Raw genomic sequence first — 11435 nt, forward strand, 5'->3', positions numbered from 1 at the left:
GAGACATCATGGGTATCAAGAAAGTGTACAATAGCAGGCAAGGTCGTTGGCTCAGGAAGCTCCTCGGCATCAGCAAGGGAGAGGTACTGCCTACCCCCCACGAGCTGCGCATCGTACGCGTGACGAGCAAGAGTATGCTGCGCGACTTTGTCGAGTATCCTGTGAGTCTCTACAAGGGGAGTCCCTACTACTGCCCGCCGCTCATCGACGGCGACATGGACACCCTCACCAAGGGCAAAAATCCCACCCTTGAGCACTGCGACTACGTCTGCTACCTCGCCTACCGCGGTGACCGCATCGTGGGGCGCATCGCCGGGATGATCAATCACAACTGCAACGAGCGGTGGCACCAAAATCGCGCCCGCTTTGGCTTCTTTGACTTCGAGGACGACGAAGAGGTGGTCGATGCCCTGATGGACGCGGTCAAGGAGTGGGCCAATGACTACGCCTGCGATGAGCTGGTAGGACCGCTGGGCTTCACCGACATGGACCGCGAGGGGATGCTGATCGAGGGCTTCAGCCAGGTCGCCACCTTCATCGAGAATTACAATTACCCCTACTACCCCAAGCATATGGATCGTATGGGGTTTGAGAAAGACGTCGACTGGCTCGGCTTCCGGATCATCCCGCCGCACACCGTCCCGGAGCGGTACCGCAAGGGGGCCGATCTCGTCCGGCGGAGATACAATCTTGAGGCCTTCATCGTACACGATCGCAAGCGTCTCGTGGAGGAGTATGCAGATGACATCTTTGACCTCTTCAATCGCACCTACAGCAACCTTTATGGCGCCAGCGTGCTCACCAAGGCAGAGACGCAGCAGCTCATCGACACCTTCCTCCCGCTGATCAATACCGACCTCATCGGGCTCGTGCGACAGGTCTCTGACGGGAAGCTCGTCGGCTTCGGGGTCGCCATGCCCTCGATCACTAAGGCACTGCAGCGCTCGCAGGGCAAGCTTTGGCCCTTTGGCTTCATCCCGATCATGAAGGCGCTCAAGAGCCGCAAGGCGGAGGTGATGGACCTGATGCTCATCGCCGTTGACCCGGAGTATCAGGGCAAGGGACTCATTGCGCTCCTCTTTGATCTCATGATCCCGGTCGTACAGCAGTATGGCGTCCGCTTCCTCGAGTCCAATCTGGAGCTGGAGCACAATGTCCACGTGCAGGTGCAGTGGAATTTCTTCCGCAAGATCCACCACAAGACCCACCGCTGCTACGTCACTCCACTGACGGAGAGGGGCGAGGAGCTCGCCAAGAGACGGCGCGCAAAGAGGGCAAAGGAGGAGGCGCAGAGAGACGAGGATCAGCCCAATAGACTGCTGATGCCCCGCACCTCCGTGGAGGAAATGAAGAAATACGAAGGAGAGAATAGGTAAATGACCGACGCAGAAGAGAAGACCGTCCTGCCTACCACACCCGACCCCCTCTACCAGGAGGATAAGATCGTCACCCTCGACCCGATGGAGCACATCCGGCTCCGTCCCGGTATGTACATCGGCAAGCTGGGCGATGGCACAGCTCCCGACGACGGCATCTACGTCCTCCTCAAGGAGGTGATCGACAACTCCATCGACGAGTACACGATGGGGTACGGCAAGCACATCTACATCACGATCGACGAGGAGGAGCATCGCCACGTCACCGTCCGCGACCACGGGCGAGGCATCCCCCAGGGCTCCCTCGCCAAGGCCGTAGGCACGATGAATACCGGTGCCAAGTACGACAACGAGGTCTTCAAGAAGTCTGTCGGGCTCAATGGCGTCGGGCTCAAGGCGGTCAATGCCCTCTCCACCCGCATGGCGGTCTCCTCTTACCGCGACGGTACGGTGAAGACGGTCGTCTTCGAGAGGGGGAAGCTCGTCGAGGAGGGCGACATACTGCCCGCCCCCGGCGAGCACGACGGCACCTTCGTCGACTACTACGCCGATCCGGACATCTTCCGCAACTACCGCTACCAGCAGGAGTTCGTCCACAGCATGATCCGGATGTACACCTACCTACAGCCGGGGCTGACGATCCACCTCAATGGCACCCGCTTCATCTCCCGCAATGGTCTTCTCGACCTCCTCGAGGACAATATGACCTCCACCCCGCTCTACCCCATCATCCATCTGCAGGGCGACGACATCGAGGTGGCGATCACGCACTCCACCCAGTACGGTGAGGAGTACTACTCCTTTGTCAACGGGCAGAATACCCTCCACGGCGGGACCCACCTCTCCGCCTTCAAGGAGGCGATCGGCAAGACGGTGAAGGAGTTTTTCGACAAGAGCTACGACTACAACGACATCCGCTCCGGCATCACCGCCGCCATCAGCATCCGGATCCAGGAGCCGGTCTTTGAGTCGCAGACCAAGACCAAGCTCGGCAGTCGCGAGATCTCCGAGGGCGGCATCTCGATCCAGAAGTTTGTCATCGACTTCGTCAAGCTACAGCTCGACAACTACCTCCACAAGCACCCCGACACCGCCGAGATCCTGCAGAAGAAGGTGGTCGACAACGAGCGGGAGCGGAAGGCCCTCCAGGGCATCTCCAAGAAAGCCAAGGAGCGTGTCAAGAAAGCCTCCCTCTACAATAAGAAGCTCCGCGACTGCACCGTCCACTTCAATGACCCCAAGGCCAAGGACCCGGAGCGTACCGAGATCTTCATCACCGAGGGACTCTCCGCCAGCGGCAGCATCACCCAGAGCCGAGACCCCGAGTACCAGGCGGTCTTCTCCCTCCGCGGCAAGCCACTCAACTCGTACGGTCTCTCCAAGAAAGTGGTGTACGAGAATGAGGAATTCAACCTCCTCCAGGCCGCTCTCAATATCGAGGACGGGCTCGAGGACCTCCGCTACAATCGCGTCATCGTCGCCACCGATGCCGATGTGGACGGGATGCACATACGCCTGCTGATCATCACCTTTTTCCTCCAGTTCTTCCCCGAGCTGATCCGCGAGAATCACGTCTTCATCCTCCAGACACCCCTCTTCCGTGTGCGAGACCGCCAGGGCAAGGAGATCATCTACTGCTACGACGAGCGGGAGCGCAATGAGGCGATGAAGAAGATCGGCAAGAGTGCCTCCGTCACCCGATTTAAGGGTCTCGGAGAGATCAAACCGGAGGAGTTTGGCAACTTCATTGGGGAGAATATGCGGCTCGACCCCGTGGTGATGAAGAAGGAGGACAACGTCCCCGAGCTGCTAAAGTTCTACATGGGCACCAATAGCCGCGAGCGGCAGGACTTCATCGTAGACAACCTTGAGACCGACGATATCTAATGAGTAAGCCCCTCATCGGCGTCTTCGCCGGCTCCTTTGACCCCTACACGATAGGGCACGATGACCTCGTCCGCCGCGCCCTTGGCGTCGTCGATGAGCTGCACATCCTCGTGGGGGTCAATGTCGGCAAGCAGTACGACACGGCACCCGATGTGCGGGTGCAGCAGATCGCCGAGCTCTATCGCGACGAGCCGCGCATCACCGTCACCTCCTCCGAGGGGCTCACAGCGCACTACGCCCGGCGGGTGGGCGCGACGATACTCATCCGCGGCATCCGCTCCGTGAGAGATATGGAGGCAGAGCGAGAGATGGCGGAGACCAACCTCAGCCACTTCGGCCTCGACACCCTCTTCTTCTTCACCCGCCCCGAGCTTGCCGCCATCTCCTCCCACCTCGTCCGGGAGCTCGCCCACTTCGGCGAGGACATCACCCCCTACCTCCCCAAGAAGCTCTCACACCCCGAGGAGCGGTGACCGCATCACGGCGAGGAGGCTATTTCTCACAACTAGGTAGGGAGTCAGGAGTCGCATCAGCACCCCGGTACTCGCTCCATAGGCATCGGTCATTCGCGGAGGAGATGGACGCGCTTGAGCATTATAGATAAGCAAAACGCACCTCTTTGTGGTGACCTCTTATCGGACAAGTCGGACGAGTAGGACGTGTCGGACGAACCGCAACGCACCCCGACAGGGGTGCTCGCTCCATGAGAATGTTGCACGAAGTGCCATTCTCGCACATTTGTTTCAAATGTGCTGAGACTTTGCACGAAGGATGAGATGCAAGGCGCTGAGGATGAGACCGAAGGGAGCGTACTCACGTACGTGACCGAGGTCGAATTCCGAAAGCAACGCAGCAGATCGCCTTCGTGCAATAGTCTCTCCATAGGCATCGGTCATCCGCGAAGCGGTGACCGATGTGCAGCGACCCGCCCTTACCCCCTCGACCCCTTGCGGGTCGCCGAGCAGAGCCCCCATGCGACCCCGCAAGGGTGTCGGTCCCTCGGGTAGGCTGACGGGGCGTCACCCCTCAGGCTATCCCTCATCCTGTAGTGACTCCATTAAGTCTACTACCAGGCAGTAGTTTGCATCATATCGCTCCCGCTTGTCTACCTTTATTTTATTGGGATTCAGGTTTGACGAGTCTAGCTCCAGATCGGCATTGAACTCCACAAGAAGGTAAATGTTGCCATCCTTAAGGGAGGGATAGACGGACAGCTTCTCCATCTCCTCCTTATCTATGAGCTTAGGTGGCTGGGACACAGTGAAAAGATGTTGTCCCTCGTTGCCCCGTATATGAAAGAGAATGAAGCCTATATCGTCAATATGGCGTATAATGTTCATCCCCGTCATCGTCATCTTAATGCCGATGGCGATTTTTCCGGAGGGAAGGAAGTTAGCGGACTTTATGGCATAGTTCTCCATCATCACCATCAGCACGCCTTGACGGGCGCCGGATGCCGGGAAGGTACCCTTGCCTATTGGCGGCCGTTTCGTCATCTAAGAAGAGGTTAAGATTCCACTGTATTACATTGCGGGCATGGGTGAATTGCTTATAGACAGACTCTTGCGATATAGCATTGCCGATCTTGTAGTACTTATTGTCCCCGATGTAGTAAATCGGCTTCTCCTCCTCGTTGTGGGTACTTTTCTAGGACACCACAATCCATCGGGTCTTGAGCTTCCTTTATAGGGATAAAATATCTAAATTTGAGCTGCTGCTTAAAAACGTACCATTTTAATAGGCCATATGAGTCCCTTCCTATCCAATAATCTCATCCACATTGACAGTACGCTCATCGACAACTCGACCGAGGAGCTCTCGATGCGCTACTGGCTGAGCGAGTGTATCAGTCTCCCTACCTTTGAGACCCTACAGATAGCGACAGGTTACTGGGATCTGCCCGGTATGGCCCTTATAGTGGATGAGCTTAGCCAGTTTCTGGAGAGAGAGGGGACCACTCTGCAGCTCCTCATCGGTAAGGATCCATATGTGTATGCCTCTCAGCTCAAGAATCCTAAGTACAAGGACGCCAAGTACCCCTATGACTTCATCAAGACAGACATCCATGAGCTGGAGCTGAGGGAGGAGTACGAGCGCTTAGTAGCTCTGCTTCTCAAGTATTGCCCGCTGGGTAAGATCCAGATCCGCATCTATCGGAAAAACGAGGAGGACGAGACGCAGTTCCTTCACTCCAAGTGCTACCTATTTCTCGGTAAGAGCAATTGCTTCGGCATCATAGGCAGCTCCAACTTTACGAAGAAAGGTCTCGAGGGGAATGCGGAGCTTAATTATCTAGAGACCGACTCCAAGCGCGTGACTGCCGTCCCCTGCTACGGATCACCCTCCAAGGGACATAAGATATGGTTCGAGGAAAAGTGGAAGATCTCCGAAGAGTGGACAGAGACCTTCTTAGAGCAGATACTGAAGCGCTCTCCCATCGGAGGCAAAGTCGATCCCATCGTCCATCCTCATCCTCAGGAGGAGATCTTTACTCCCTACGAGCTCTATATCAAGCTACTGCAGACTAAGTTTGGTGACGTCATTGACCGCTCTCTAACTGAGGAGATAGAAAGCTACCTCCCTGAGGAGATCATACGACTGGACTATCAGATAGAGGCGGTGAAGCGGTGCCTCAGCATCATGCGGGAGCATGGAGGCTTCATGCTCGCCGATGTGGTGGGGCTGGGCAAGACCATCGTCGGGACGCTGATCATCAAGAGATTTCTATCCGACCTACGCGATGATGGTAGGGAGAGGAAAGTGTTGGTGATCACACCACCGGCCATCAAAGCCGGCTGGGAGAGGACCATCGACCTATTTGACCAAAAAGATAATACAGATAAGATATCACCCTTCGTCGACTTTATCACCACTGGCAAGATAGGCAGCTTATTAGACGACGAAGAGGAGGTGGAGGAGGACCTGGCGGATCTGCTGGATGAAGAGAGCACAGACGGGGATCAGGCGCTGCAGGATATAGACTACGGACTGATCATCATCGATGAGAGCCACCGCTTCCGTCGCAGCACCACCAAGATGTACCAGTCCTTAGACACCCTCATCGAGAATATCGGTGCTCGGAGCGGCGCCTACCCTTACATAGGCCTCCTCTCCGCCACGCCTCAGAATAATAGGCCGGATGATCTCAAGAATCAGATCTACCTCTTCGAGCGCAACCATAAGGACAGCACGCTCAAGAGAGCCTCGGGAGGTGATCTGGAGGACTTCTTCGGGAGAGTAAATAAGGAGTATAACGATCTACTCAAGGGACACGTTGGACTAACCGAAGAGGAGCGATCCAGACGGCTGAAGGCAATCTCTCAGGAGCTCAGAGACAATATCCTCGAGGACCTCCTCGAGCGACGCACGAGGACGGACGTCAGAACTTACTACAAGGAGGATATAGAGGCTCAGGGACTGGTATTCCCGGAGATGTCCGGTCCCCATGCGCTTGTCTATAGGATGGATGACGACCTAGCGCGCCTCTTCGCTGACACCATGAGCAACATAGCCCCGTCGGAGGTGGAGAAGATCAGATCCGACGAGTGGCTCCGCTACTATCGGTATCGAGCTATTGAGTACTTCGTTGACCCTGCCAATGAGCAGAAGCATATGGCGCGTGGTAACCGCGGCGTGGGCGATATCGCCGGACAGCTGGCTACGATCATGCAGATCATGCTGGTGAAGCGCTTGGAGAGCTCCTTTACGGCATTTAAGCGGTCGCTCCTCAACCTCCGCCGCTACACGGACAATATGATCCAGATGTGGAAGCAGGACACCATCTTTATCTGTCCCCAGATCGATATCAATAGGGAGCTGGACTATATGGCGAAGACGGAACAGCGAGGGAGAATAGTCACCTTCGAGGATTGTGTGCGAGAGATACGAGGTAAGATCGCAAAGCTGACCCAGGAGGGGCGCAATGAGAGGGGACAGAATGCTGAGTATCACAGGAGCGACTTCCGCCCTGAGTACTACGACTGTCTTAAGAGAGACAGTGCCCTTATCTCCATCCTCTGTGACCGATGGGGGACTATCAACTCGCAGGATCCAAAGTTTGACACCTTTAAGGAGAGCATCGACACGAAGCTCTTCGACCCCAAGACCAATACCTCCGGCAAACTGGTGATCTTCTCCGAGGCAAAGGACACGGTCAACTCCCTGTCGCACGCCTTGGCGTACAAGGGGCATAGAGCTCTCGTCATCACCGCTGCCAATAGAGATGAGAAGGAGCAGGTGATACAGGAGAACTTTGACGCCAATTATACCGGCGAGTGGCGGGATGAGTACGATGTGATCATCACCACAGATGTCCTCGCTGAGGGTGTCAATCTCCATCGTGCCAATGTCATACTCAACTACGACACCCCGTGGAACTCGACCCGACTCATGCAGCGCATCGGTCGCGTCAATCGCATCGGATCTCAGCATCCGAAGATCTATGTGTACAACTTTATGCCGAGTGCGCAGGGCGATGAGATGATCAAGCTGGTCCAGATAGCGCACTCCAAGCTTCAGTCCTTCCACGTACTCTTCGGTGGAGACAGTAAGATCTTTACGGACGATGAGAGCCTGGTACACTACGACAACATCCGTGTGGCAATAGATGGTGAGGAGTCGCCCCTCCAGAAGTATGTCTATGAGCTGAAGCAGTATAGAGACGCACACCCTGACCGCTATCAGCTCATTGCCGACACTGACGAGGGGTGGGAGATGGCGCAGGACGCTGAGGGGAGCGCTTACTTTGTCGTGCGGGCACCTAAGTCCGCCCCCTTGGCCATAGAGGTGGAGCAGGATCCCTCAGGGGACACTAAGATCCTCTCTCTCCTCGACCTCCTGGAGCGACTGCGAGCCCTGCCGGAGGATAAGAGGGTACCTCTGCCGGAGGAGTGGACGTCACTCAGGAAGCGAGCTATATATGCTTACAATCAGCACCACATCCGGATCCTTAAGTCACACGTCGGTCAGAGCAATATAGATAAGGCTCTCGGCATCATCGTCGAGATCTGGAGTAATCCGGAGAGCAGTAAGGAGACCAAGCAACTCTTGCAGTCGGCTCGCAAGCAGGTCGATCGCGGCAATCGAGATGTGATACGGAGGGTGATCCGGATCGGTGACGAACTGAGCCGGAGGGAGTCGCAGCTCATCCCCGTCAGTATGGAGGAGATAGACTCCCTCCTGAGGGACAGCATCGGTAAGCTGATCAAAAGAGTAGAGACACAACAGGGGGCACCGGGGATCGTATTGGGAATCATCAAGTAAGCCATCATGGACAAGGAGCATCTCAGGAAGTACCTAAGCACAGGCTATCAGGGCGGGCAGTCCTTCCTGGACACCATCATCATCCCAATCTTCGGGGATAACTTCGAGGATGGGTACAGCAAAGAGGTCCTGCAGGGCAGCGACGACAAGCGTCTCGCCACCGCGACCGGGATACGCAGCATCAGGCTCCTCGGGAGCGTGTATGTCGGCATTGAGCCTCTTCAGATCTTTGACCTGACGGTGAGTGACAGCGTCATGATGGAGCGAAACAGGGTCTCCATCCAGCGACTGATCCGATCTGTGATGAGCAGCTACTCCGCTGCCTTCATGATCTTCCACTACGAGGATGCAGCGAGGTGGGACTGGCGCTTTACCTTCTGTCGTAAGGAGCGCAGCTTAGCGGAGACTACAGACAGCAAGCGGTACACCTTCCTCCTCGGGCCGGGACAGTCGTGCCGTACAGCGACAGACAATTTCTATGGTCTCTATAGTCGCAAGGAGGCACTTACGATGGAGGATCTGCAGCAGGCTTTCAGCGTCGAGGCTCTCTCGAGAGAGTTTTTCTCACGATACAAGGCACACTACGAGATATTTGTCAGCTTTGCTGCGGATCCTGATAATGGTATCCGTGCTCATCTCATCCCCGAGGAGCAGGAGGCCTCGGAGGAGGGCGTCCTCGGTATGCGGGAGGAGGAGAAGCCTATCCGTGACTATGTGAAGAAGCTCCTCGGACGGATCGTCTTCCTCCACTTCCTGCAGAAGAAGGGGTGGATGGGTGTCCCGAGAGGTGGAGAGTGGGGCGAGGGAGACAAGGACTTTATGCTCCATCTCTTCGAGTACGCGTCACCGGAGCAGCAGGCCGACTTCCTTGACAGCGTCTTGGAGCCTCTCTTTGCCAAGGCTCTCGATACCGATCGGCGGGAGAGTCAGAGTCTCTTCGACACAAGGGTCGACGGTATCGGCATCGTGCGGGTGCCTTACCTCAATGGCGGTCTCTTTGAGCGTGATGCGCTGGATGAGCGACGACTCGCCTTCCCCTCAGACTACTTCCGCGATCTCCTCACCATGCTGTCTCAGTATAACTTTACCATCGACGAGAACGACCCCAACGATGCCGAGGTGGGTATCGATCCGGAGATGCTGGGGCGGATCTTCGAGAACCTCCTCGAGGACAATAAGGATATGGGAGCCTTCTACACCCCTAAGGAGATCGTCCGGTATATGTGCGCGGAGAGTCTGATCGCCTACCTCCAGTCCGACCTGGAGGATGAGAAGGAGCGAAAGGCTGTACGAGACTTTGTCGTGAGTCACGATGGTACCTCCCTTGGTGACCTGACGGAGGAGATCAGGGAACGGCTCCTGAGGGTGAAGATCTGTGACCCTGCCATCGGCTCCGGAGCCTTCCCTATGGGGCTCCTCAGAGAGCTCTACTTCTGTAGGTCTGCCCTCGAGACCACTACAGCCCTGGATCCGGCTGCTACAAAGAGGGAGATCCTGCAGAATAACATCTATGGTGTCGACATCGAGAGAGGAGCGGTCGACATAGCTCGGCTGCGCTTCTGGCTCACCCTCGTGGTGGATGAGAAGGCTCCTGAGGCGTTGCCCAATCTAGACTTCAAGATCATGCAGGGTGACTCGTTATTAGAACAGTATGAGGGCGTGGATCTCAGTACACTGACCAAGACAAAGTCAGAGATAGACCTGCAGAAGGGATGCCGGCTCACCCTCTTTGAGGACAACCTTGACCCCCTCCGCTACAAGCTCTCTCGACTTATCCAGGAGTACTACGCCTGCGACGATCATACGATGCGCCTGAGTATGAGGCGTGAGATCACCACGATGATCGAGCTACAGCTGAGAGAGCAGCAGTTTGACGTCTCGCTCGGAGGCATCGACGTGCACGCCAATGATAAGTTCTTCCTCTGGCATACCTGGTTTGGCGATGTCTTTATGGAGAATGGGGGCTTCGACATAGTGATTGGCAATCCGCCATACATCCAGCTGCAGAAGGACGACGGACGACTGGCGAAGCTCTACGCCGATGCGGGATATAATACCTATGCACGCACAGGAGACATCTACTGCCTTTTCTACGAACTGGGCTGTCGACTACTGAGACCGGGCGGGCACCTCTGCTACATCACCTCCAATAAGTGGATGCGTGCCGGATATGGTGAGAAGACCAGGCAATTCCTATCGGAGCAAACCAATCCCAAGCTGCTGATAGACTTTGCCGGAGTGAAGATCTTCCAGAATGCGACCGTCGATACCAATATCCTACTCTTCGCCAAGGAGAAGAATAGCAAAAGCTGCCGGTCGGTTGTCTCCAGCAAGTCAGATAAAATTGGAGTAGATAATCTGAGCCTTTTTGTCCAGCAACATGCGACGCCCTCCGCCTTCTCCTCCGCCCCCTGGGTCATCCTCACCCCCATCGAGCAGCGCATCAAGGAGAAGATCGAGGCCGTCGGTACCCCGCTAAAGGACTGGGACATCCAGATCAACTATGGCATCAAGACCGGCTGCAATGAAGCCTTTATCATTAGTACCGAGAAGCGAAACGAGATACTCGCCAATTGCCAGACTGAGGGGGAGCGCCAGCGCACTGCTGATCTCATACGACCCATATTGCGCGGCAGAGACATCAAGCGCTACGGGTATGACTGGGCTGGACTATGGCTGATATTCATTCCTTGGCATTTCCCTTACCAATTTGATACCTCTATCAATGGTGCATCTGATAAAGCAGAAAAGGCATTCCAAGAGCAATATCCCTCCGTCTATCAGCACATGACAAGATATAAAGAGCAATTGTCAAAGAGAAACAAAGCTGAAACAGGAATACGATATGAGTGGTATGCTATGCAAAGGTGGGGAGCCCAGTATTGGGAGGATTTCAGTAAGCCAAAAATC

At 55.6% G+C, this 11435-nt stretch carries 6 protein-coding genes; 5 read left to right on the top strand and 1 reads right to left on the bottom strand.

Annotation, left to right across the window (positions count from 1 at the left end):
- Positions 1 to 8: 8 nt before the first annotated feature.
- Genes QZR17_RS06895 through coaD form a run of 3 tightly spaced genes read left to right on the top strand, consistent with a single transcriptional unit; the run spans position 9 to position 3736 of the window.
- Positions 9 to 1376: a hypothetical protein gene (locus tag QZR17_RS06895; protein ID WP_297129342.1), complete on the top strand. Its 1368-nt coding sequence runs from the start codon at positions 9 to 11 to the stop codon at positions 1374 to 1376.
- Positions 1377 to 3263 carry a DNA topoisomerase IV subunit B gene (locus tag QZR17_RS06900; protein ID WP_297129345.1) on the top strand — a complete coding sequence of 629 codons (1887 nt, stop codon included), beginning with the start codon at positions 1377 to 1379 and terminating at the stop codon, positions 3261 to 3263. It begins immediately after the preceding gene.
- Entirely contained in the window at positions 3263 to 3736 is a 474-nt protein-coding gene (gene coaD / locus QZR17_RS06905) for a pantetheine-phosphate adenylyltransferase (RefSeq protein ID WP_297129348.1), read from the top strand. Before QZR17_RS06900 ends, coaD begins: the two co-directional genes overlap by 1 nt.
- 558 nt (positions 3737 to 4294) lie before the next feature.
- On the opposite strand, the gene QZR17_RS06910 is transcribed toward coaD, so the two are convergent.
- Positions 4295 to 4759, bottom strand: a complete 465-nt coding sequence (locus tag QZR17_RS06910) for a hypothetical protein (protein ID WP_297129351.1) — start codon at positions 4757 to 4759, stop codon at positions 4295 to 4297.
- A 250-nt stretch (positions 4760 to 5009) separates the two neighbouring features.
- Here QZR17_RS06910 and QZR17_RS06915 point away from each other — a divergent pair, with 250 nt between their 5' ends.
- Entirely contained in the window at positions 5010 to 8525 is a 3516-nt protein-coding gene (locus QZR17_RS06915) for a helicase-related protein (protein ID WP_297129354.1), read from the top strand.
- A 6-nt stretch (positions 8526 to 8531) separates the two neighbouring features.
- The coding region (locus QZR17_RS06920; protein WP_297129356.1) for an Eco57I restriction-modification methylase domain-containing protein at positions 8532 to 11435 on the top strand (2904 nt) is incomplete at its 3' end.

Origin of the sequence: uncultured Porphyromonas sp., from assembly GCF_900541275.1 — a bacterium.
Classification (GTDB): Bacteria; Bacteroidota; Bacteroidia; order Bacteroidales; family Porphyromonadaceae; genus Porphyromonas_A.

Excerpts from the sequence above, each read along its gene's own strand:
- QZR17_RS06910 (WP_297129351.1), bottom strand. The coding sequence starts at position 4,759 with ATGACGAAACGGCCGCCAATAGGCAAGGGTACCTTCCCGGCATCCGGC.
- QZR17_RS06895 (WP_297129342.1), top strand. The coding sequence starts at position 9 with ATGGGTATCAAGAAAGTGTACAATAGCAGGCAAGGTCGTTGGCTCAGG.
- coaD (WP_297129348.1), top strand. The coding sequence starts at position 3,263 with ATGAGTAAGCCCCTCATCGGCGTCTTCGCCGGCTCCTTTGACCCCTAC.
- QZR17_RS06915 (WP_297129354.1), top strand. The coding sequence starts at position 5,010 with ATGAGTCCCTTCCTATCCAATAATCTCATCCACATTGACAGTACGCTC.
- QZR17_RS06900 (WP_297129345.1), top strand. The coding sequence starts at position 1,377 with ATGACCGACGCAGAAGAGAAGACCGTCCTGCCTACCACACCCGACCCC.